Here is a 21,970-nt window from a genome sequence, read left to right as displayed (position 1 = left end):
TGATGGGATCCGTCGATGCCACTCGGCCCGCTCCGCCCCAGCCCCCTGGTCGAGCAGGCGGCCGAGCACCTGCGCGACCAGATCACCGGCGGCCACTGGCCGGTCGGCACCAAGCTCCCCGGTGAGACGACGCTCGCCAGGGAGCTCGGCGTCGGCCGGTCCACCGTGCGCGAGGCGATCCGCGCGCTGGCCGGCGCCGGCCTGGTGACCACCCGCCAGGGCGCCGGGGTCTTCGTGATCGCCGACGAGGTGCGGGAGGACTGGCGGGACCGGCTGCGCCGTGCCTCGGTGGCCGACGTCTACGAGATCCGGATGATGATCGAGGTCAAGGCCGCCGAGCTCGCCGCCGAGCGGCGCACGGAGGAGGACATGGCCGCGCTCGACCAGGCCCTCGCCCGCCGTGACGCGGCGGGCGCGGAGTCGGGCGCGGAGTCGGACGAGGCGCTGGTCGACGCGGACATCGCGCTGCACACCGCGGTCGTGGCCGCCGCGCGCAACCCGATCCTGGCCGACCTGTACGCCGAGTTCCTGCCGGTGTTGCGGGAGGGCCTGCTCGATCTGGCCGCCATGATCGATCTGTCCCGGGCGGAGGCCGCCCACGGGCACGCGGCGCACCATGAGCTCGTCGAGGCGATCCGCGACCGGGACGCCGCCAGGGTCGGGCGGGCGATGGCCGAGGAGATGGCGCGCACCGCCACGTACCTGCGAGGTGCCTGAACGCCCGCTACGATCTTGATCCTCGATCGTGTCCCCCCGCCACTGGAGGTCGTGTGCCGCGCCGTACCCTTCTGCCCGTTCTCGGGCTGGCCCTGGGCCTCGCCGTCGCCGGGTGCGGCGGCGGTGACGACGAGGCCGGTACGCCCCCCGCGTCCGGCGCTCCCGGCTCTGGGGCTCCCGCGACCGGCGGTGCCTCGGCCGGGGGCTCCGCGACCGGAGAGCCCGACGGCGCGGCGTCCCCGAAGCCGGCGCCCGTGCCCGAGCCGGACATCGCGCCGTCGCCGGAGGTCCTCGCCAAGAAGCTCAGCGCCGCGGGGCTCGGCTGCGCGGCGCTCAAGCCGGGTCAGGCGTCGGGCGGCAGGAAGGCCAGTTGCCCGGTGAAGGGCGAGCAGACCAGCATCGAGGTCTACCGCTCCGCGGCCGGCTTCGACGCGGCGCAGCGGGCGGTCACGGGCGGCCGGGGCTGCACCGTGACCGACACCATGACCTGGCTGATCACGCCGCGGAGCAGGGCGGTCGCGAACGACATCCGCGCCGTGGTCGGCGGCAAGGTCGTCTGCGCCTAGCCACCGCGCTGAAGCCGTCCGGGGCCTGGGCGGGCCCTGCCATGGGGTCCTTTTTGTTGCCGTTCGTCCGATCCGTACAGTGGTCGGCGTGGAGATCATGCCGATGCTGCCCGAGCACGCCGACGAGGTGCTCGCCATCTTCCAGTCCGGGATCGACGGCGGGAACGCGACCTTCGAGACCGCCTGTCCGACCTGGGCCGCGTTCGACGCGGGCAAGCTGGCCGGCCACCGCCTCGTGGCCCGCGATGCCGACCGGGTGCTGGGGTGGGCGGCGCTCTCGCCGACCTCCGACCGCCCCGTCTTCGCGGGCATCGCGGAGGTGTCGATCTACATCCATCCGGACGCGCGGGGCCGCGGGGTGGGCCGCACGCTGCTCGGCGCCGTGATCGACTCCAGCGAACGCGGCGGGTTGTGGACCCTCCAGGCCGGGATCTTCCCCGAGAACGCCGCGAGCATCCGGCTGCACGAGTCGATGGGCTTCCGGATGCTCGGCGTCCGCGAGCGCATGGGCCGCCACGAGTTCGGCGGCCGGTCGGTCTGGCGGGACGTGGCGCTCCTCGAACGCCGCAGCGACGTGGTCGTCTAGCCAGAACCCGAGCCGGCTAGAACTCGAAGAGGCCGGCCTTCTCGCGGGTGTACGCCAGGACCGAGTCGTTGCCGTAGCCGCTGTCCTTCGTGCCCTCCAGCGGGAACATGACCTTGCGGAAGGTGTTGACCCAGACCGTGCCGGTGTCCAGGCGCCGGAACATGCGCTGCGCCGTGCCCAGGCTGGTCGTCCAGACCCCGGCGGCCAGCCCGTACACCGAGTCGTTCGCCAGCGCGATCGCCTCCTCCTCGGTGTCGAACGGGATCGCGACCGCCACCGGGCCGAAGATCTCCTCCTGGCAGACGCGCAGCGAGTTGTCGGAGGTGGCGAAGAGCGTGGGCTCGACCCAGTAGCCGCCCGCGTGCTTCCCGTCGACCAGCTCGGCGCCGAAGCGGCCGCCGAAGACCAGCTCCGCGCCCTCCTTGGCGCCGATCTCCAGGTACGAGGTGACGCGCTCGTACTGCTCGGCGGAGACGATCGGCCCCATCGTGGTGTCGGGGGAGAGGGTGTCGCCGAGCCGGATCTTGGCGGAGATCTCCTTCATCCGGAAGATCATCTCGTCGTAGACCGGCCGCTGGATGAGGACCCGCGAGCCGCCGTAACAGATCTGTCCGGCGTTGGCGGTGAAGATGGCCTGCGTGGTCACGCCCGGCGCCGCCTTGTCGAGGTCGGCGTCGGCGAAGACGATGTTGGGCGACTTGCCGCCGAGCTCCAGCGCGAGCGGCTTGAGCGACTCGGCCGAGGCCCGCGTGATGATCTGCGCGGTGCCGACCGAGCCGGTGAGGCTGACCTTGTTGACCTGCCGGCTCCGCACCATCGGGTCGGCGACCTCCTCGCCGAGGCCCGACACGATGTTGAGCACGCCGGGCGGCAGCACCTCGCGCAGCAGCTCGCCGACGCGCAGCGAGGACACCGTGGCCTGCTCGGCGGGCTTGATGATCACGGTGTTGCCCGCGGCCAGCGCGAACGCGGCCTTGGCCGAGAGCGTGGAGATGGGGGAGTTCCACGGGATGATCCCCAGCACCACGCCGTACGGCTCGCGCCGGGTGAGGCCCTGGCTGCCCGGGCCGAAGTCGACGCTGCGGCCCTCGACCGCGGCGGCGCACTCGGCGGCGGCGTTGGTCCACAGGTAGGTCATGCCGGGCAGGTCACGCTTGGCCGTCTCGGTGATCAGCCGGCCGTTGTCGATGGTCTCCAGCTCGGCCAGCTCCTTGGCGTTCCTGGCGAACACCTCGGCGACCTTGCGCAGGTAGTGCGCCCGCCCGGCGGCGGGCATGCCCGACCACTTGGGGAACGCGGCGCGTGCGGCCTCGATGGCGGCGGCCGCGTCGGCGGCGCCGGACCTCGGGATCTTCGCCCAGACCTCGCCGGTCGCCGGATTGACCGAGTCCAGCGTGCCGCCGTCCGCGGCGGGCCGCAGCTCGCCGCCGATCAGGTTGGAGTACTCCCGGACCTCTGTCATCGCCGTCCCCTCTGCAAACCGTCGTACGGCGACCAAGCGTACGCTTGGTCAACCCTCGAACGGAAGCCCGCCCCGCCGGTTGCACGTTGCGCCACGTGGCAGGTATTCCCTACTATCTCGGTTTGTTTAATCAAATGAGTAGGGAAAGTGGGTTTGTGGTGCCTGAGAACCAGGACGGACAGGGCGGCGTCAGCAGACGGGGCGCGGCGGCGGCGATCGGCACCGTGGCCGCCGCGACGGCGGCGGGCACGGCCCTGGGCGGCGGCACCGCCGAGGCGGCGCAGGCCCCGCTCGAACGCAGGTTCCGCGCGGACCCGAAGGCCAAGGGCGCCCGGCGGCCCAACTTCCTCGTCATCCTCGGCGACGACCTGGGCTGGGCGGACCTGGGCTCGTACGGATCGCCCGACATCAGGACGCCCAACCTCGACAGGCTCGCGCAGCAGGGCGTGCGCTTCACCGACGCCTACTCGGCCGCGGCCGTCTGCTCGCCCACCCGCTTCGGCCTCTACACCGGCCGCTACCCGGGCCGCCTGCGCGGCGGCCTGGAGGAGCCGATCGCCCGTCCCGACGAGCTGCACGGCATCCCGCCCGAGCACCCGACGCTGGCCTCGCTGCTGAAGGCCTCCGGGTACGCCACCGCGATGTTCGGCAAGTGGCACTGCGGCTTCCTGCCCTGGTACGGCCCGCTCAAGTCGGGCTGGGACACCTTCTTCGGCAACCTGTCCGGCGCCGTCGACTACTACTCGAAGATCACCGGCACCGGGGTGGACCTCTACGAGGGAGAGGTGCGGGTCGAGGACCTCGGCTACTACACCGACACGATCGCCGCCCGCGCCGCCGACTACGTCCGCGGCCGCCGCGGCGAGGACGAGCCGTGGCTGCTCAACCTCAACTTCACCACGCCGCACTGGCCGTGGGAGGCGCCCGGCGACCGCGAGGTCAGCGAGCGCATCACCGCGCGGGTGAAGGCGGGCGACGCCCGCGCGCTCTGGCACGACGACGGCGGCTCGCTCGACACGTACCGCAAGATGGTCGAGAGCCTGGACGCGGCGGTCGGGAAGGTGCTGCGCGCGCTCCGCGAGACCGGGCAGGAACGCGACACGTTCGTGGTGTTCTCCAGCGACAACGGCGGCGAGCGCTTCTCCTACCAGTGGCCGCTGTCCGGGCAGAAGGCCAGCCTGAACGAGGGCGGCATCCGGGTGCCCAACATCCTGCGCTGGCCCGCCCGGATCCGCCCCCGCCAGGTCAGCCGCGTCCCGGTGATCACTCAGGACTGGACCGCGACGATCCTCGAGGTCGCCGGGGTCACGCCCGCCGCCTCGCACCCGCTCGACGGCAACAGCCTCGTCCCGTACCTGCTGCGCGGCGCCCGCGAGCCGGAGAACGAGCTCTTCTGGCGTACCAGGAGCTCGCGGGCGCTGCGCCGGGGACGCTGGAAGTACCTGCGCGGCCCCGCCGAGGGCGGCGGCGCCGCGACCGACCGGCTGTACGACCTGTCGGCCGACCCGCGCGAGCAGGCCGATCTCGCCCTGCACGACCCCGACGTGCTCAAGGGGCTGAAGGCGCGCTGGGAAGAGATCGACAAGGGCCTGCTGCCCTACGCGTGACGGTCCGCCGCCCTCCGGGTCATGAGCCGTCGCCGCCGGCGGGCCTGGCCCCCGCCAGCATCGCAGGCAGGTCCCCGTCATGGACGAGGGTCAGCCGGCGGGTGGCCCGGGTGATGGCGACGTAGAGGTCATGACCGCCGCGCGGCGACTCGGCGATGATCCCGGCCGGGTCGACCACCACGACCGAGTCGAACTCCAGGCCCTTGGACTCCTCGGTGGTCAGCACGACCACCGCGGAGTCCAGCGCCTCGGGGGTGGCGCCCGCCTCGGCGTCCGGGAGCGCGGCCCGGACGGCGGCGTGCCGCGCGCCCGAGGCGATCACCGCCAGCCGGCCCTCGCCGACCCGGTCCGTGGCGATCTCCACCAGCTCCGAACGGACCAGGGCGGGCAGTTCCCGGCCCAGCGCGGCGGCGCCGATCCGGACGGCCGCGGGCGGCGGCCCGTCGTCGCGGACGGGCTCCGGCGGCGTCTGCTCCGGCGCGACCTCGGCCAGCACCTCGGCCGCGACCCGCATGATCGCGGCGGGGGTCCGGTAGTTGACGAGCAGCCGCTGCTCGCGCCACCGGTCCCGCACGTACCGGTCGAGCATCTGGCCCCACGAACGGGCGCCCGCCGGGCTGCCGGTCTGTGCGATGTCGCCGACGACCGTCAGCGAACGGGTCGGGACGCGGCGCATCACGGTCCGCCACGCCATCTCCGACAACTCCTGCGCCTCGTCCACGATCACGTGCCCGTACGCCCACTCGCGGTCGGCCGCGGCGCGCTGCGCGGTGGTGAGGCGGAGGCCGTCGTCGTGCTGGCGCTCGGCCAGTTCCAGCGCGTCGTCCACGTGCCGTTCGGCCAGCTCACGCGCGTCCACCATGTCGATCTCGGGGATGCCGATCTGCTCGATCCCGGTGGACTCGATGACCTCGCGCGCGTAGAGCTCCTCGGCGTCGCGCTCCCGGTCGGCGGCCCGCCTGCGGGCGCGGCCGGCCGAGTCGTCGCGGTCGCCGAGCAGCTCGGCGGCCTCGTCCAGCAGCGGGACGTCGGAGACCGTCCACGCCGACGGCGGCCGGTGGAGCGCCTCCCGCTCGGCCGGGGTGAGGCCGGCCTCGGCTCCGACGCGGGCCAGCGCCTCCCGGTCGGCGAAGAGCTCGGTGAGGAGCGTCTGCGGGGTCAGCTCGGGCCACAGCGCGTCGATGGCCTCCCGTACGGGCGGCTCCTGCCAGAGGACCTCCTTGGCGTAGCGCAGGTCGGTCTCGTCGAGCAGCGGGCGCTCCTCGGACTCGTCCATCAGCTCCTTGAGCCATTCGGGCACGTTGCCGGCGGCCAGGATCTGCTCCAGCGGCTCGTCGGTCATGCGGTCGTACTGCTCGGCGCGGTCCAGCGCGAGGGCGTCGAGCATGTCGTGGACGAAGAGCCTGCGCTGCACGTTGTGCGGGGCCCGCAGCGCCCGCGCCCGGTCGCGCGCCTTGCGGCAGCCGGCGGCGTCCACGCGCAGCGTCATGCCGTCCGACTCGACCGCCAGGCCGCCCTCGGGGGCGCGCTGCCGGTCGGCGACGGCCGCCCCGACGAGGCCGGCCATCCGCAGGCCGCCCTTGACGATCGCGACCGCGGGCGACTCGGCGGCGGTGGCGCGCACGCCCGGATAGAGCTCGCCGACCGTCGCGAGCGCCACGTCGCTCTCGCCGAGGCCGGGCAGCACCTGCTCGATGTAGCGCAGGAACGTCGCGTTGGGCCCGACGACCAGGACGCCGCGGCGTTCGAGCACGTCGCGATGCGTGTAGAGCAGGTAGGCGGCACGGTGCAGCGCGGCGACCGTCTTGCCGGTGCCCGGGCCGCCCTGCACGACCAGCACCCCGGGCAGCCCGGCCCGGATCACCTGGTCCTGCTCCTCCTGGATCGTCGCGACGACGTCCGACATGCGGCCGGTGCGGCCGCGGCGCAGCGTGGCCAGCAGCGCCGCCTCGCCGACGATCGTGCTCCGGTCGGCCTCGGTCAGCCCGTCCAGGTCGAACACCTCGTCGTCGAGCCTCACCACCTCGCGCCCGCGCAGGTGCAGGTTGCGGCGGCGCGCCAGCGTGCCGGGGGAACTCGGGGTCGCGGTGTAGAACGGGCGGGCGGCGGCGGCCCGCCAGTCGATCAGCAGCGGCTCGCGGTGCTCGTCGCGCAGCCCGATCCGGCCGATGTAGAACGTGTCGCGCGGCGAGTCTCCGACGGTCCGGTGGTCGATGCGCCCGAAGCACAACCCGCGTTCGACGCCGGTCAGCCGGGCGAGGTGCCGGGCCGCCTCGTCGGTCGCGACGGCACGTTCGAGCCGGGCCTGGAACGCGCCGCCGCCGCCGGTGGCGACGGGGCCCTCGCGCAGGGTCCGCTCCGCCTCGTCGCGTTCCTCGTCGAGGCGGTCGTAGACGCGGGTGACGTAGTGCTGCTCCTCGCTCAGTGCGGCCTCCCGGGCCCCCTCCGGAGAATTCTCGGACCGGGACTTGACATCGTCGGCTTGACGGCTCCCCATGTCTCGGCTACACTCCTATTCATAGGATCGGTGTTTTGTGCGCCTGTAACGCAATATCCGAGGATACCATCCGAAGTGGTCCGCCGCCGTGCGGGCCCTTTCTCGTCTTCCGGGTACCTTTCTCCGCACTCGCCCAAATGATCGTTTTTGTTGGATCGAACGTCATCTGGACGGTGCTCCGCGGCCACGGATCTTCGTGAGGCTGTCGGGCGATTTGCCCTGACATCCCCCCGAAAGGTCCCCTCATGGCCGACACAGGCCTGCCCCGGCCGACCGTTCCGCACCGCCACCCCGCCCCGTCTCCCGGGCGTGCGCTCGACCGGAGATCCTTCCTCGTCACGTCGGGTCTCGCCGTCGGCACCGCGGCGGCCGTGACCGGAGTCCCCGGTTCCGCCCTCGCCGCCACCGGCTCCGCCCGGCCTGGAACGCTCCCGAGCGACCCGTTCACCCTCGGCGTCGCCTCCGGCGACCCCGACCCCGGCGGCTTCGTCCTCTGGACGCGGCTCGCCCTGAACCCGCTCGCCGAGGACGGGCTCGGCGGCATGCCGGCCACGTCCTTCCCGGTCGAGTGGCAGATCGCCGCCGACGAACGTTTCCGCCGCGTCGTCCGGCGGGGCGTCGCCGCCGCACGGCCCGAGTCGGCGCACAGCGTGCACGTCGAGCTCGCCGGGCTGCGCCCCGGGACCGAGTACTGGTACCGGTTCCGGGTGGCGGGCCACGTCTCGCCGGCCGGCCTCACCCGGACCGCGCCCCGGCACGACACCTTCGGCCCGGCGCTGGCGATGGCGTTCGTGTCGTGCAGCCAGTTCGAGCACGGCTTCTTCACCGCCTATCGCCGCCTGGCCGAGGAGCAGCCCGACCTGATCCTGCACCTGGGCGACTACCACTACGAGTACAAGAAGGGCACCTACAACAGCCCGGGCGGCAACGTCCGCGACCACGAGGGCCCCGAGACCGTCACGCTCGCCACCTACCGGCAGCGCCACGCCCAGTACAAGTCCGACCCCGACCTCCAGGCCGCGCACGCCGCCGCGCCCTGGCTCGTGGTCTGGGACGACCACGAGGTGGAGAACAACTGGGCCGACGAGACGCCCGAGGCCGGCTCCGACACCCCCGTCACCGCCGACTTCCTCGCCCGCAGGGCCGCCGCGTTCAAGGCGTACTACGAGAACATGCCGCTGCGCCGCAGCTCGGTGCCCAAGGGCTACGACATGCAGCTCTACCGGCGGGTGCGCTGGGGCCGGCTGGCCGGCTTCCACATGCTCGACACCCGGCAGTTCCGCGACGACCAGGCCTGCGGCGACGGCTACAAGGACTGCCCGGCCGCGTCCGACCCGGCCCGCTCCATCACCGGCGCGGCCCAGGAGAAGTGGCTGCTCGACGGGTTCCGCCGATCCGGCGCGCGCTGGGACGTCCTCGGCCAGCAGGTGTTCTTCGCCCAGCGCGACAACACCGACGGGCCGGTCAAGAAGACCAGCATGGACGGCTGGGACGGCTACGTCGCGTCCCGCGACCGCATCACCCAGGGCTGGCTGGACGCCAAGGTGCGCAACCCCGTCGTGCTCACCGGCGACGTGCACGCGCACTGGGCCAGCGACCTCAAGGCGAACTACGACGACCCGGCCTCGGCGGTCGTCGGCTCCGAGCTGGTCTGCTCGTCCATCACCAGCGGCGGGGACGGCGCCGACTCCGACCCGGCGAGCCAGCCGTTCCTCAAGATCAATCCGCATCTGCGGTTCTACAACAACCAGCGCGGCTACGTGCTGACCCGGATCGGCAAGGAGGAGCTGAAGGCCGACTTCAAGACGCTGCCGACGGTGCGCACGGCCGGCGCGGCCGCGTCCACCAAGGCGACCTTCGTCATCGAGGACCGGGTGCCCGGCGTGAAGCAGACCTACCTGCGGCCGTACGCGGCACCGAAGATCGCCGCCAAGTCGGCGGACGACGTCATCCAGGAGACCATCGACAACGAGACCCGGCGCCCGTAGGGCCGGGGACACCCGCGGCGCGGCCGGGCGCTCCATCGCAGGAGAGGGCCCGCCCGCGCCGCATCCGCGCACGTGAGGGGCGGCCGGCACGGGCCTGCCGCGAGGCCGTCCGGCGCTCGACCGGCTCAGTGCCGGTGGGCGCCGGCCTTCGCGGGTGGCGGCTCGACGCACATCTCGGGCGTGACGAGGACGTCGTCGGCCCAGAACGTGGCCTGGCCGGGGCCGCCCGGCACCTCCACGGCGACGCGCCCGGCCAGGCCGGCGCCCTCGGCCAGCTCACCGGTCGCGTGCCGCCTCCCGTTCACCCAAAGCTCGTAGTCGCCCCGCTCGGGCCGCAGCAGCAGCGACACCGGCACCCACATCCCGGGCGGGACGCTCACCCCCTCGACGGTGCGCACGTCCGGGCCGTCGGTGTAGCGGACCCGGCCCGCCTCGTCGAACCCGGCGGAGGCCAGCGCGGCGCCCGCGCCGTCCTGCACCTTCAGGTTCACCGGGGCGCCGAGTGCCTCGGCGCGCAGCCGGGCCCGGACCCGCAGGCCGCCGCCGGTGACCGGGAACGGCCGGACCGCCGCGGTGCCCGTCGCCGCCAGGCCCAGCGACAACGCCGCGCCGAACGCGCCCGCCGGGTCCGGCCGGGTCACCGCGGTGCCGGTCACCTTCCAGCCCGCGGGCGGCGCGCCCGTCCCGGCCGCGTCGAACGTGTCGGCCAGCGCCGCCGGGAACGCGCCCGCCGCCTGGATCCCGCCGATGTTGGGCGTCGCCGCGGGCACCCGGGACGGCGACACCGGATGACCGGTCATCCCCTCCGTCCGGACACCCGCGCCCAGCGCCGGCGACCCGGCCTTCAGCTGGAGGGCGACCGGGTCGGCGACGCCGCCCGCCAGCAGCGCGGGATCGGCCTTGACCGTCGCGGTCGCCGTGGCGGGCACCGGCAGGCCGTGCAGCAGGTTGTGGTCGATCACCCACGCGGGGCTCTCGAGGTTCCAGCCGACGGTGCCCTTGGTGCCGGTGCGCTCCACCAGGTTGCCGGTGAACGCGACGTCGAGCTCGGCCGAGCCCTCGGCGTCCACGATCAGCTGGTCGACGCCGTCGGCCAGGTAGACCGTGTTGCCGTGGATCCGGCCCTTCTCCAGCGGGGCGTCGCAGGCCTGGAACGCGCGGGCCCGGTCGTTCACCGAGACGTTGTCGCGCACCGTGAAGGCGCGCGCCCCGCACAGGCGGGCGAACCCGCCGGCGTTGTCGTGCGAGAACCCGGCCGAGACCACGGCGCCGTCGGTGCCCTTGCCGAGCGAGAACGCCATCCCGCCCGCCGCGGCCTTGCCGGTGGCGCCGCCCGAGACCTCGTTGCCGGCCAGGGCGGGCGTGGTCGAGCCGGTGACCGAGATGCCCGCGCCGAAGACGTCCGACCGCAGGTTGAAGCCCTCCAGCCGGTTGCCGTCGACCTTCGCGCCCTGCGTCGCGGCCAGCGTGACGCCGTCGCCGCCCACGTCCCACAGCAGGTTGCCGCGGACCGCCAGCCGCCGGATCGGCGTCCAGGCCTGGGCGCAGCCCCCGGGAACGGGGGAGCCGGGCCGGCGGCACCAGTTGGACCAGGTCGACACCCCGGCGCCGCCGATCGTGTGGATCCGGTTGCCGGTGATCTCCAGCCCGTCGAACGTGGTCGGGGTGGCGTCGCCGCCCGCCTCCACCACGATGCCGCCGGACGCCCCCGCCGCGGCGCCCTCGCCGGTGCGCGGCATCCCGCGCACGTCGTGGATGTCGAGGCCGGTCAGCACGATGCCGCGCAGGACCCCGGCGTCCGACGCCCGCACCAGCACGCCCCGGCGCGGCTGCCCGCCGTCGCCCGGCGCGGTCAGCGCGAGCCCGCTCACCGTGACCTGCTGCGCGTTGTCGAGCAGCAGTGCCTGCTCGGCGCCGGTCGCCTCGATGACCGGCGCCGCGCCCGTGCCGTAGGCGTCGACCGTGATCGGCCTGTCGGCCTCGCCCGCGCCGCGCACGGTCAGCGTGCCCTTGCAGGTGGCGCCGCGCCTGATGTGGACCTTGTCGCCCGCCTTCAGCTTCAGCACGTTGACGGGGGCCAGCGACTCGTAGGGCGCGTCCTTCTTGCCGGTGCCCTTGGCCTTGGCGGCGCAGTCGACATAGACCTCGATCTTGGAGCACGGGCACGGCGCGGCGAGCGCGGCGCCCGGCGTGGCCACCACGAACCCGAGCGCGGCGGCGCCCAGGCGTGCGGGCACGGCGTAGCGGACCATCGATTCCCCCTGGACCACGGTGGGGACCGCGGCCTTGACCCTGACGACGGTTGTCGACAGCGGATCGTAGGAGCGGGAGCGCCCGCCGCCGCCGCGACACGCGTCGCCTTTTAGATGATCGGGAATCGGCCTTGACGAAGATCGGGGCCGCGTCGTCCCAGGTCAAGGCCCGGCGCCACGCCAGGTCAGGCCCCGGTGCCGCTCCCGGCGGCGGGTGCCGTGCCGTCGCGGTCGGGTGCCGCGCCCCGGAGCGGACGCCTTGCCCCGAGGCGAACGCCTTGCCTCGGGTCAGGTGCCGGCGCCGCCGGCGAAGATGTCGTCGAGGTCGTAGGCCACCGGCACCTCGAGCTGCTCGTAGGTGCACGACTCCGGGGTGCGGTCGGTGCGCCAGCGCCGGAACCGCGCGGTGTGCCGGATGCGGGTGCCCTCCATGCCCTCGTAGGCCACCTCGACCACCAGCTCGGGCCGCAGCGCCACCCAGCTCAGGTCCTTCTTGCCGGTCCAGCGGGAGACGGCGCCCGGCATGCGGTCGGGCGTCGCCTCGCTCTGCTTGGCCCACTCGCCCCACGGATGGTCGTCGAGATCGTCGAGCAGGTAGGGCTTGAGCTCCTCGACGAGCTCCGCGCGCCGCTTCATGGTGAACGACGCCGCCACGCCCACGTGCTGCAGGTGCCCCTCGTCGTTGAAGAGCCCGAGCAGCAGCGACCCCACGATCGGCCCGGACTTGTGCCAGCGGAACCCGGCCACCACGCAGTCGGCCGTGCGCTCGTGCTTGACCTTCCAGAGCGCCCGCTTGTCGGGCTGGTAGGGGATGTCGAGCGGCTTGGCGATCACGCCGTCGAGCCCCGCGCCCTCGAACTCGTCGAACCAGCGCAGCGCCAGCTCGTAGGAGTCGGACGCCGGCGTCACGTGGATCGGCGCCCCGACCCCGGCCAGCGTGTCGACCAGCCGCTGCCGCCGCTCGCCCAGCGGCGTCTCCATCAGCGACTCGTCGCCCAGCGCCAGCAGGTCGAACGCGATGAACGAGGCGGGCATCGTCTCGGCCAGCATCGTGACCCGCGACGCCGCCGGATGGATGCGCTGCTGGAGGCCGTCGAAGTTGAGCCGCGACCCGTCGCGCAGGACGATCTCCCCGTCGACCACGCAGCGCTCGGGCAGCTCCCGCTTGACGGCCTCGACCAGATCGGGGAAATAGCGGGTCAGCGGCTTTTCGCCGCGGCTGGACAGCTCCACCTCGTCGCCATCGCGGAACACGATGCAGCGGAACCCGTCCCACTTGGGCTCGTAGAGCACGTCGCCCTTGGGCATGGTCTTGACCGCCTTGGCCAGCATCGGCGGCAGCGGCGGGCTGATCGGCAGGTCCATGACCCCATGTTCCCCCACGCCACCGACAGTGTGAAACGCCGGTCCCGCCCTGGCCGTCCCGCCGAAACGTTCGCCGCCGTTCGTCTAACCTTGCAGGTCATGCGCCGCCTGCTGCCCGAGCCCGCCGCCGACGTCGATCCCTACGAGGCCTACGGGGACGTGCCGGGCCTCCGCCTCGGCATGGTGATGAGCGCCGACGGCTCGGTCACCGACGCCGAGGGCTGGACCGACGGGCTGGGCGGCGCGGCCGACTTCCGCGTCTTCCGCACCCTGCGCGCGCTCGCCGACGGCATCCTGGTGGGCGCCGCCACCGCCCGCACCGGCCGCCTCGGCCCCGCCCGGCTCCGTGCCGACCTGCGCGAACGCCGCGGCGGCCCGCCCGCCCCGATCGTGATCGTCAGCCGGACGCTCGACCTGGACTGGAACCTGCCGCTCTTCACCGAGGCCGAGACCCCGACCGTCGTCGTGACGCCGCGTCCGGCGACCGGCGTCCCCGGCGGCGTCCCTGGCGGCGTCCGTGTCGTGCCCGCGCCCGACCTGGGCACCGCCGTCCGGCGCCTCCGCGACGACCTGGGCCTCCGGCACCTCCTGTGCGAGGGCGGTCCGGGCCTGGCCACGTCCCTCCTGCGGGAGGGACTGGCCGACGAGCTGTGCCTCAACCTGGCGCCCACCCTGCTCGGTGGCGCCCATCACACCCGGCTGCTGGGGGAGCTCCCCGCGCCGCTGGACGTCGGCCTGACCGCCCTCTACGAGGACGAGGGCGTGCTCTTCCTGCGCTACTCCTTGAAGTAGCGCAGGAAGAGGAACCCCTCGTCCTCCAGGACCTGCTGCAGCCTCATCCCGGCGGGGGCGGCCAGCACCGTCCCGTTCAGGACCCGGGAGGCGGTGCCCGACAACAACTTCGGGCTCAGCGTCAGGCACAGCTCGTCCAGCACGCCGTCGGCCACGACCTGCGCGAGCGTGTGCGGGCCGCCCTCGCAGACGAGCCTGCGGTGCCCGCGCTCCTCCAGCCGGCGTCTCGCCTCGGCGAAGTCCACCGCGTGCTCCCCGGCGATGATCACGTCGGCACGGTCGCGCGCCTTCACCAGCCGGTCCGCCGGGGCGTCCGCCACCGTCAGCAGGATCGTTCGCGGATCGGCCTCGGTGAAGAGCGGGCCGTCCAGGTCCAGGTCGAGCGACCGCGACACGACCGCCAGCGGCGGCACGGCCGTCCGGCCCTTCCGCAGCTCGTCCCAGCCCGCACCGGGGTCCACGGGCCCGTAGCCCTCGACCCGCGCCGTCCCCGCCCCGGCGATGACCACGTCGGCCATGCCGCGCGTCAGCGAGAACAACCGCCGGTCGGCCTCGTTGCCGAGACCGCCGCTGCGCCCCTCCAGTGACCAGGCCGCCCCGTCCAGGGTGGAGATCATGTTCGCTCGCAGCCAGGTGCGCCCCTCCGGATAGGCGTACGCCTCCACCAGGTCGACCTCACTGCCGGCGTCATCCGACGACAACCGTCGCATCCGTCACCTCCTGGCCCGTACGCTGCCCGGAAATCCGCCGCTCATCCAATCGCCCCGCCGCCGGCGCGCCGGGAGGGGAAGCCGAGTGTGATGGCCGATAACGGTCTGTATCCCTATATTCACGAATCGGTCATGGTGAGCTTGAGTCGGAGCGACACTGGTGCCGGGACTGAACCACGTCGAAGGGAGCGGGGGGTGGAGTTCGCTGCGCTCGCGGCATGGATCCTGGCAGCAGCCGCCGGGCTGTATCTGCTGATGATCTGGCTGCGGAACGGGGGAGTGCGGAGTCAGGCGACGAAGGTGACGCGGTTTCCGATGCTGGTGGTGATCGGGCATCCGTGCGCGGCCGTCGCCGGGCTCGCGGTGTGGATCGCCTACCTCGTCACCGAGGTCGTGGTGTTCGCGTGGATCGCGTTCGCGGCGTTGCTGGTGGTCATCTTCCAGGGGTTCCTGCTGTTCACGCGCTGGCTGGTGGGCCGGGGCGGGCGGCACGCCAAGGGGGCCGAGCAGGCGTTCCCCGCCGCCGCGGTGCTGGTGCACGGGGTCGTGGCGGTGACGACGTTCGTGCTGGTGTTCCTGACGGCGATCGAGGTGAGCCGCGGCAGCTAGACCCCGCGGCGGCCAGACCCGGCGGCAGGACCCGGCGTCAGGACCCGGCGTCAGATGCGGCGGAGGACGATCACGGCGCGGCTGGGCACGTCGAGCTTGTCCTTCGCCTTGGGCCGGTCGCGTTCGCCGAGCGTGCCGGGCGCGGAGGTGTCGAGGGAGTACTCCCAGCGCTCGCCGTACTCCGGGCCGGGCAGGGCGAACTCCACGTACTCGGCGTGCGCGTTGATCAGGAGCAGGAACGAGTCGTCGGTGATCCGGCGCCCGCGCGGGTCGGGCTCGCTGATGGCCTCGCCGTTGAGGAAGACCCCGAGCGACTTGGCGAAGCCGACCGTCCAGTCGTGGTCGGTCATGGGCACGCCCGCCGGGGTCAGCCAGGCGATGTCGGCGGGCCCGCCGTCGCCCGGACCGCCCGTGAAGAAGCGGCGGCGGCGGAAGATCGGGTGTTCGCGCCGCAGCCGCGAGAGCGCCTGGACGAACGCCAGGTCGCCCTCGTCGACGGCGCTCCAGTCGACCCATGCGGTCTCGTTGTCCTGGCAGTAGGCGTTGTTGTTGCCGCGCTGGGTGCGGCCCAGCTCGTCGCCGTGCGAGAGCATCGGCACGCCCTGCGCCAGGAAGAGCGTCGCCAGGAAGTTGCGGCGCTGCCGGGCCCGCAGCTCCAGGATCTCCGGGTCGTCGGTCGGGCCCTCGTGACCGTGGTTCCAGGAGCGGTTGTCGTCGGTGCCGTCGCGGTTGGACTCGCCGTTGGCCTCGTTGTGCTTGCGGTCGTAGGCGACGAGGTCGGCCAGCGGGAAACCGTCATGGCAGGTGACGAAGTTGATCGAGGCGAACGGCCGGCGCGCGCTGTTCTCGTAGAGGTCGCTGGAGCCGGTGAGGCGCGAGGCGAACTCGGGCATGGTCGCGAAGCTGCCGCGCCAGAAGTCGCGGACGGTGTCGCGGTACTTGCCGTTCCACTCGGTCCACAGCGGCGGGAAGTTGCCGACCTGGTAGCCGCCCTCGCCCACGTCCCACGGCTCGGCGATCAGCTTGACCTGGGACACCACCGGATCCTGCTGGACCAGGTCGAAGAACGCCGACAGCCGGTCGACGTCGTGCAGCTCGCGGGCCAGCGCCGAGGCGAGGTCGAACCGGAACCCGTCGACGTGCATCTCCAGGATCCAGTAGCGCAGCGAGTCCATGAGGAGCTGCAGCGCGTGCGGGCTGCGCACGTTGAGCGAGTTGCCGCAGCCGGTGTAGTCGAGGTGGTAACGCTTGTCGTCGTCGCGCAGCCGGTAGTAGGAGGCGTTGTCGATGCCGCGGAACGAGAGCGTCGGCCCGAGGTGGTCGCCCTCGGCGGTGTGGTTGTAGACGACGTCGAGGATGACCTCGATGCCGGCCTCGTGCAGCGTGCGCACCATCGCCTTGAACTCCATCACCTGCTCGCCGAGCTGCCCGGAGGAGCTGTAGGCGTTGTGCGGGGCGAGGAAGCCGATGGTGTTGTAGCCCCAGTAGTTGGTGAGGCCGCGCGCCACCAGCGCGTGCTCGGGGACGTGCTGGTGGACGGGCATCAGCTCGACCGCCGTCACGCCCAGGTCCAGCAGATGCTCGATCATGACCGGGTGCGCGAGCCCGGCGTAGGTGCCGCGCTGCTCCTCCGGGATGCCGGGATGCAGCCGGGTGAGCCCCTTGACGTGCGCCTCGTAGATGACCGTCTCGTGGTACGGGATGCGCGGCGGGCGGTCGTCCGACCAGTCGAAGAACGGGTTGATCACCACGTTCTTCGGCATGTAGGGGGCGCTGTCGTCGGCGTTGAGGGTGTCCGGGTCGCCGAACCGGTAGGAGAACAGCGACTCGTGCCAGCGCACGTCGCCCTCGACCGCCTTGCCGTACGGGTCGAGCAGGAGCTTGCCGGGGTTGCACCGGTGACCCTCGCGCGGCTCGTACGGCCCGTACACCCGGTAGCCGTAACGCTGGCCGGGGCCGACGCCGGGCAGGAAGCCGTGCCAGAGGTAGCCGTCGACCTCGGGCATCTCGATGCGCTCCTCGCGTCCCTCGACATCGAAGAGGCAGAGCTCGACCCTGCGGGCCACCTCGGAGAACAGGGCGAAGTTGGTCCCCGTGCCGTTCCAGGTGGCGCCCAGCGGATACGGCTCGCCAGGCCAGACCTCCGGCATCGTCTCCACTCCTCGACCGGTTCGGTTGCGCGGCCCGCCGATTGTGCGACCCCGTCGATTCTTGCGTACCCCGCCGGGTCCGCGGGGCCACCGCGGGAGATCGAGGTGTTACCCCTCCGTGCCGCGGTCATGCCGGTCGCCGCCGCGCCACACGATCTCGTCGCCGGACCACTCGCCGGTGGGACGCAACCCGAGCTTGCGGGCGACCGCGGCCGACGGCGCGTTGCCGGGGTGCACGGCGGCGGTGATCTCGTGCACGGCGTGCGCGCGCAGCCACCCGAGCATCCCCGCGGCGGCCTCGGTGGCGAAGCCGAACCCCTGGAAGGGCATGCCCACGACCCAGGCCACGTTCGCGCGCAGGCCCCGGGCGCCCGGCGTGACCGTCGCCTGGACGAAGCCGACCGCGCGGCGGTCGCGGCGGCGGCGGATGATCCAGGTGAGCCAGCCCTCCTGGTGGAACGGGGCCGGGCCGGCGGCGAGCTGCTCGTACCGGGCGCGCAGCTCATCGACGGTGAGCGGCTCGCCGCCGATGAAGTCGTGCAGCCGCGGGTCGCCGAGGACGACGGCCATCTCGTCGGCGTCGTGGGCGGCCGGCGGCTCCAGCACGAGCCGCCGGGTCTCGATGGCCTCGGCGATGGGACCGAACACCCGCCGACACTACGAGGTCAGAGGTGCCGGGTCCACGAGCCCTGCGGGTGTTGCCGCGGGTTGAGCCACAACCAGGGCTGGGAGTGGCGGAACACCAGCTCGGTGCCGGGCTGCCACGGGTACAGGCCGTCCCGGTTGGGCCACACGACCTGGAGGAACGGCAGCGGCGGGCGGCGGTAGAACGAGAGCGCCCCCTTGAACATGCCGTCGTACCACTGCGAGTCGACCGTCCGGAAGGCGGCGGTCTGGCCGCGCACCACCTCGGGGCGGCGCCCGCCGTCCTCCGGGGCGTCGCCGTCGGCGGTCTGCATCCCGAGCGTGTTGAGGACGTCCTCCATCTCGTAGATGTCGCCGCCGAACATCGCCAGCTCGGGGGAGCGGTGGCTGTGCCAGAGCCCGATCGTGTACGCCCAGCCCGGCCCCTCGGCGTCGCCGGGGACCAGCACCACGCTCCATCCGTACTGGCTGACGTGCACGATCGTACGGAGCTCGAAGTTGTCCAGGCGGTCGCGGTCACCATAATCGTGGTCGATGATGCAGTGACACCCAGGACGGCCCTCGGACATGACTTCGAGCTTACGATCAATCGGGGTGGCATCTCACCGCGATTCCGCACCTCCGCTCCGCATCGGCGGCGCGCGAGCGGGCCGGGGCGCGCGCGTCACGCGGCCGCGGCGCCGGGATTGTCCTTCTTGTTATTGACCGAAGGGGCAATAACGTTTCGCCGGGAAATTCGGTTCAGTCGACGATCAGAACTGTCCGCATCCGGTCTCTTCGCAGGATATCGCGGTGAACTCGATTATTCTGACCTGGTCGCGTTGCGGAAGTCTCCCGGATCAGCATGCCCCCGCCCGGACTTCCTCCCTGCCCGACGGCGACCGGCCGGACGGCCGCGTACCGCCGGTGGAATTCTCCCGCCACCTGACTACCCCGATTTCTGTTCCCCGCTGGCCCGCCCGAGCGAGTTCAGATTCTGAGGAGTTGGATTTGCGGTCCGCACCAAGCCACGACGACCTCCACCCTGCCGAGGAGGTGGACGTCAGTTCGCTCGCCGTCGGCGGCTCCCCGCGGCTCGCGGGGGAGAGCCGCGGGCACATCGAGATGATGGCCGCCTCCGAGACCAGGCTCCCGCCCATCATCGTGCACCGCCCCACCATGCGCGTCATCGACGGCATGCACCGGCTGCAGGCCGCCCGGCTGCGCGGCCAGACGACGATCTCCGTCAGGTTCTTCGACGGCGCCGAGGACGACGCCTTCGTCCTGGCGGTCACCTCCAACATCGCGCACGGCCTGCCCCTGTCGCTGGCCGACCGCAAGCGCGCCACCGGGCGCATCATCGCCACGCACCCGGTGTGGTCGGACCGGATGATCGCCTCGGTGGTGGGGATCTCGGCCAAGACCGTCGCCGACATCCGCCGCAGCGCCGGCGGGGACGCCACGGCCCGCACCGCCCGCATCGGCCGGGACGGCCGGATCAGGTCCATCGACGTCAGCGCCGGGCGAAAGCGCGCCCACGAGCTGATCGTGCAGGATCCGAGCCTGTCGTTGCGGCAGGTCGCGCGGGCGGCCGGCATCTCGCCCGAGACGGTCAGGGACGTCAAGAACCGGCTGCTGCGCGGGGAGGGCCCGCTGCCGCGCGGCCGTTCGCGCGCGCTGGTCGGCGGACGGAGGGCCGGCGCCCCGGCGGCGCGCCGCGACGCCCAGCCCGGCGGGCCTCCGTCCCGCCGCGCACCGGGCCCGCCGCCCGCGTCCGTGGTCGAACGGCTGCGCGCGGACCCGGCGCTGCGCCTCAACGAGCACGGCCGCAACCTCCTGCGGCTGCTCAACATCCACACCATCCAGGGCGACGACTGGAACCGCATCATCGACAGCGTTCCGCCGCACCGGATGCACATGGTGGCCCAGCTGGCTCGCGTGTGCGCCGATAAATGGGCCGAACTGGCCCTCCGGATGGAGCGCGAATTCTCTCAGGAAAACCATTTCTGAGGCCGGTCCGGCCGCGTTTCACGGCCGGACCGTGCACGTTGACGAAACTGCGGGAATTGTGGGTCAGGGTGATTCTTCGGTATTCGCGGCGTCCTGGTCGCGGGGGTCGGCCGCCAGGGCGACGAGAAGGTCGTTGAGGTGGCCGACGAACGCGGCCGGCTCCTCGATGCGGGCACCGAACGTGAGGACCGCCTGGTTGTAGAGGACGTGCGCCCAGTCGGCCAGGCGCGGGTCGTCCACGTGCCGGTTGAGCCGTTCGATCAGTGCGTGCCCGGGGTTGATCTCCAGGACGGGCTGGTTGGGCAGGCCGGTGCCGCGCAGCCGGCGGGCGAGGTTGAGGTCGGTGTCGGCCTCGTGCGCGACGATGCACGCCGGCGACGTGGTCAGCCGGCTGGTGGTCCGCACGTCGTAGGCCTGCCCGGCGAGGATCTCCTTGAGCCTGCCGAGCAGGCCGGCGTGGTCGGCGGTGGCCTGCTCGGCCGCCGCCTTCTCCTCCTCGCCGTCCAGGTCGCCGAAGTCGGGCGCGCCCTGGGCGACCGACTGGAGGCGGTGCCCCTGGTATTCCTGGAGCAGCCCGGTCACCACCCAGTTGTCCACCGCCTCGCCGAGCAGCAGCACCTCGATGCCCTTGGCGCGGAAGGCCTCCAGGTGCGGGCTGGCGCCCGCGGCGGCCAGGCCCGGTGCGAGCAGGTAGTAGATCTTGTCCTGGCCCTCCTTCATCCGCCCGACGTAGTCGGCGAACGACACGTCCGCCTCCTGCGTCTCCGAGCGGGTGGAGGTGAAGCGCAGCAGCTCGGCGATGTCGTCGCGGTGCGTGTAGTCGTCGGCGACGCCCTCCTTGAGCACGGCGCCGAAGTGCGTCCAGAACGTCGCGTACTTCTCCGGCTCGTTCGCGGCCAGGTCCTTGAGGAGCTTGAGCGTCTTCTTCACCGCGCTGGCGCGGATGTGGTCGAGCACCTGGCTGCCCTGGAGCAGCTCGCGGGACACGTTCAGCGGCAGGTCGGCCGAGTCGATGATCCCGCGCACGAACCGCAGGTGGCGCGGCATGATCTGGCCGGTGTCCTCCAGGATGAACACCCGCTGCACGTGCAGCTTGACCCCGTGCCGGGCCTCCCGCATCCACAGGTCGAACGGCGCCTGGGACGGGACGTACAGCAGCAGCGTGTACTCGTACCGGCCCTCCACCTTGGCGTGCAGGTGCGCCAGCGGGTCGGCGTAGTCGTTGGTCAGGTGCCGGTAGAAGCCCTGGTAGTCGCTCTCGCCGAGCTCGCTCTTGGAGCGCGCCCACAACGCCGAGGCCTGGTTGACCGCCGACTCCGCGCCGTCATCGGAGCCGCCGGTGTCGGTGTCGTTCCCGGCCATCAGGATCGGGACGCTGATGTGGTCGGAGTACTTCTGGATGATCGTCCGCAGCCGGTAGTCGTTGAGCAGCTCGTCCTCGCCGTCGCGCAGGTGCAGCACGATCGTGGTGCCGCGCTCGGGACGTTCGACGGCCTCCAGCGTGTACTCGCCCTTGCCGTCCGACGACCATCGCACGCCCTCGCCGGCCGCCAGGCCCGCCCGGCGGGTGGTGAGCACGACCCGGTCGGCGACCACGAACGCCGAGTAGAACCCGACCCCGAACTGGCCGATCAGGTTGGCGTCGGTGCGCCGGTCACCGGTCAGCGCCTTGAGGAACTCGCCGGTGCCCGACTTGGCGATGGTGCCGATGTTGTCCATCACCTCGGCCTGCGACATCCCGATGCCGTTGTCGGCGATGGTGATCGTGCCCGCGTCCCGGTCGAACGTGACCCGGATCCAGGGGTCGCCGGCCTCCTCGCCGGAGGCGGCCTCGGTGAACCGCTCGAGCCGGAAACGGTCGATCGCGTCGGACGCGTTCGAGATCAGTTCGCGCAGGAAGATCTCCTTGTTGCTGTACAAGGAATGCGCCATCAGATCGAGGATCTGGGCCACCTCGGCCTGGAACCCGAACGTCGCCGACTCGCCTGTCTTCAAGGTCATCGACCGAGCGTAGGAAGCACCGCCGAACCCGGTC

General features: G+C 72.6%; 17 protein-coding genes. 8 read left to right on the top strand and 9 right to left on the bottom strand.

The genetic code is table 11. The features are described 5' to 3' along the window. The first annotated feature begins 15 nt into the window (after positions 1 to 15). From ABZ810_RS18075 to ABZ810_RS18065, 3 genes are all read left to right on the top strand, one after another. Entirely contained in the window at positions 16 to 717 is a 702-nt protein-coding gene (locus ABZ810_RS18075; RefSeq protein WP_358404164.1) for an FCD domain-containing protein, read from the top strand. Positions 718 to 770: 53 nt separating this feature from the next. Then, a complete protein-coding gene (locus ABZ810_RS18070; protein WP_358404162.1) occupies positions 771 to 1,283 on the top strand; it encodes a hypothetical protein in 513 nt (170 codons plus the stop codon). Positions 1,284 to 1,380: 97 nt separating this feature from the next. Then, positions 1,381 to 1,869: an N-acetyltransferase family protein gene (locus tag ABZ810_RS18065; protein ID WP_358404409.1), complete on the top strand. Its 489-nt coding sequence runs from the start codon at positions 1,381 to 1,383 to the stop codon at positions 1,867 to 1,869. Between the two features lie 16 nt (positions 1,870 to 1,885). On the opposite strand, the gene ABZ810_RS18060 is transcribed toward ABZ810_RS18065, so the two are convergent. Next, complete coding sequence (locus ABZ810_RS18060; protein WP_358404161.1) at positions 1,886 to 3,331, bottom strand: aldehyde dehydrogenase family protein; 1,446 nt, start codon at positions 3,329 to 3,331, stop codon at positions 1,886 to 1,888. A gap of 155 nt (positions 3,332 to 3,486) precedes the next feature. Here ABZ810_RS18060 and ABZ810_RS18055 point away from each other — a divergent pair, with 155 nt between their 5' ends. Then, positions 3,487 to 4,938 (top strand): sulfatase-like hydrolase/transferase, encoded by a 1,452-nt coding sequence (locus ABZ810_RS18055; RefSeq protein ID WP_358404160.1) that lies wholly within the window; start codon positions 3,487 to 3,489, stop codon positions 4,936 to 4,938. Between the two features lie 19 nt (positions 4,939 to 4,957). Here ABZ810_RS18055 and ABZ810_RS18050 read toward each other — a convergent pair whose 3' ends face one another. Next, positions 4,958 to 7,435, bottom strand: coding sequence for an ATP-binding domain-containing protein (locus tag ABZ810_RS18050; protein ID WP_358404159.1), 2,478 nt, complete (start codon positions 7,433 to 7,435; stop codon positions 4,958 to 4,960). 245 nt (positions 7,436 to 7,680) lie between these two features. On the opposite strand from ABZ810_RS18050, the gene ABZ810_RS18045 reads away from it, so the two are divergent. Then, complete coding sequence (locus tag ABZ810_RS18045; protein WP_358404157.1) at positions 7,681 to 9,423, top strand: alkaline phosphatase D family protein; 1,743 nt, start codon at positions 7,681 to 7,683, stop codon at positions 9,421 to 9,423. A 125-nt stretch (positions 9,424 to 9,548) separates the two neighbouring features. Here the strand turns inward: ABZ810_RS18045 and ABZ810_RS18040 are convergent, their stop codons facing one another. Both ABZ810_RS18040 and ABZ810_RS18035 read right to left on the bottom strand, forming a co-directional pair. After that, positions 9,549 to 11,675: a hypothetical protein gene (locus ABZ810_RS18040; protein WP_358404155.1), complete on the bottom strand. Its 2,127-nt coding sequence runs from the start codon at positions 11,673 to 11,675 to the stop codon at positions 9,549 to 9,551. A 288-nt stretch (positions 11,676 to 11,963) separates the two neighbouring features. Then, a complete protein-coding gene (locus tag ABZ810_RS18035; protein WP_358404153.1) occupies positions 11,964 to 13,040 on the bottom strand; it encodes an ATP-dependent DNA ligase in 1,077 nt (358 codons plus the stop codon). A 99-nt stretch (positions 13,041 to 13,139) separates the two neighbouring features. Between ABZ810_RS18035 and ABZ810_RS18030 the strand changes: the two genes are divergently transcribed. Next, a complete protein-coding gene (locus ABZ810_RS18030) occupies positions 13,140 to 13,832 on the top strand; it encodes a dihydrofolate reductase family protein (protein ID WP_358404152.1) in 693 nt (230 codons plus the stop codon). Here ABZ810_RS18030 and ABZ810_RS18025 read toward each other — a convergent pair. After that, the gene (locus ABZ810_RS18025; RefSeq protein WP_358404150.1) at positions 13,817 to 14,542 is read right to left on the bottom strand and encodes a pyrimidine reductase family protein; all 726 of its coding nucleotides are present in this window, start codon (positions 14,540 to 14,542) and stop codon (positions 13,817 to 13,819) included. The two genes, ABZ810_RS18030 and ABZ810_RS18025, sit on opposite strands and share 16 nt — an antisense overlap. A 195-nt stretch (positions 14,543 to 14,737) precedes the next feature. On the opposite strand from ABZ810_RS18025, the gene ABZ810_RS18020 reads away from it, so the two are divergent. Beyond that, complete coding sequence (locus ABZ810_RS18020) at positions 14,738 to 15,151, top strand: hypothetical protein (protein ID WP_358404149.1); 414 nt, start codon at positions 14,738 to 14,740, stop codon at positions 15,149 to 15,151. A 50-nt stretch (positions 15,152 to 15,201) separates the two neighbouring features. Here the strand turns inward: ABZ810_RS18020 and glgX are convergent, their stop codons facing one another. The 3 genes from glgX to ABZ810_RS18005 form a co-directional block, all read right to left on the bottom strand. After that, entirely contained in the window at positions 15,202 to 17,301 is a 2,100-nt protein-coding gene (gene glgX, locus ABZ810_RS18015; protein WP_358404147.1) for a glycogen debranching protein GlgX, read from the bottom strand. A 108-nt stretch (positions 17,302 to 17,409) separates the two neighbouring features. Beyond that, on the bottom strand, positions 17,410 to 17,949 hold the full coding sequence (locus tag ABZ810_RS18010) for a GNAT family N-acetyltransferase (RefSeq protein ID WP_358404145.1): 540 nt from the start codon (positions 17,947 to 17,949) through the stop codon (positions 17,410 to 17,412). A gap of 17 nt (positions 17,950 to 17,966) precedes the next feature. Beyond that, a complete protein-coding gene (locus ABZ810_RS18005) occupies positions 17,967 to 18,515 on the bottom strand; it encodes a DUF4262 domain-containing protein (RefSeq protein ID WP_358404144.1) in 549 nt (182 codons plus the stop codon). A 421-nt stretch (positions 18,516 to 18,936) separates the two neighbouring features. On the opposite strand from ABZ810_RS18005, the gene ABZ810_RS18000 reads away from it, so the two are divergent. Next, positions 18,937 to 19,935, top strand: a complete 999-nt coding sequence (locus tag ABZ810_RS18000; protein WP_358404143.1) for a ParB N-terminal domain-containing protein — start codon at positions 18,937 to 18,939, stop codon at positions 19,933 to 19,935. Positions 19,936 to 19,998: 63 nt separating this feature from the next. Here the strand turns inward: ABZ810_RS18000 and htpG are convergent, their stop codons facing one another. Further along, complete coding sequence (gene htpG, locus ABZ810_RS17995; RefSeq protein ID WP_358404141.1) at positions 19,999 to 21,936, bottom strand: molecular chaperone HtpG; 1,938 nt, start codon at positions 21,934 to 21,936, stop codon at positions 19,999 to 20,001. Positions 21,937 to 21,970: the final 34 nt, after the last annotated feature.

Source organism: Spirillospora sp. NPDC047279 (assembly GCF_040643285.1).
Classification (GTDB): Bacteria; Actinomycetota; Actinomycetes; order Streptosporangiales; family Streptosporangiaceae; genus Spirillospora.
This window is presented reverse-complemented; position numbering and strand designations above follow the sequence as displayed.

What these genes read in the sequence shown, in the direction of transcription:
- ABZ810_RS18075 (WP_358404164.1), top strand. Translation starts at nt 16, where the DNA reads ATGCCACTCGGCCCGCTCCGCCCCAGCCCCCTGGTCGAGCAGGCGGCC.
- ABZ810_RS18065 (WP_358404409.1), top strand. Translation starts at nt 1,381, where the DNA reads ATGCCGATGCTGCCCGAGCACGCCGACGAGGTGCTCGCCATCTTCCAG.
- ABZ810_RS18060 (WP_358404161.1), bottom strand. Translation starts at nt 3,331, where the DNA reads ATGACAGAGGTCCGGGAGTACTCCAACCTGATCGGCGGCGAGCTGCGG.
- ABZ810_RS18050 (WP_358404159.1), bottom strand. Translation starts at nt 7,435, where the DNA reads ATGGGGAGCCGTCAAGCCGACGATGTCAAGTCCCGGTCCGAGAATTCT.
- ABZ810_RS18045 (WP_358404157.1), top strand. Translation starts at nt 7,681, where the DNA reads ATGGCCGACACAGGCCTGCCCCGGCCGACCGTTCCGCACCGCCACCCC.
- ABZ810_RS18040 (WP_358404155.1), bottom strand. Translation starts at nt 11,675, where the DNA reads ATGGTCCGCTACGCCGTGCCCGCACGCCTGGGCGCCGCCGCGCTCGGG.
- ABZ810_RS18035 (WP_358404153.1), bottom strand. Translation starts at nt 13,040, where the DNA reads ATGGACCTGCCGATCAGCCCGCCGCTGCCGCCGATGCTGGCCAAGGCG.
- ABZ810_RS18030 (WP_358404152.1), top strand. Translation starts at nt 13,140, where the DNA reads ATGCGCCGCCTGCTGCCCGAGCCCGCCGCCGACGTCGATCCCTACGAG.
- ABZ810_RS18025 (WP_358404150.1), bottom strand. Translation starts at nt 14,542, where the DNA reads ATGCGACGGTTGTCGTCGGATGACGCCGGCAGTGAGGTCGACCTGGTG.
- glgX (WP_358404147.1), bottom strand. Translation starts at nt 17,301, where the DNA reads ATGCCGGAGGTCTGGCCTGGCGAGCCGTATCCGCTGGGCGCCACCTGG.
- ABZ810_RS18005 (WP_358404144.1), bottom strand. Translation starts at nt 18,515, where the DNA reads ATGTCCGAGGGCCGTCCTGGGTGTCACTGCATCATCGACCACGATTAT.
- htpG (WP_358404141.1), bottom strand. Translation starts at nt 21,936, where the DNA reads ATGACCTTGAAGACAGGCGAGTCGGCGACGTTCGGGTTCCAGGCCGAG.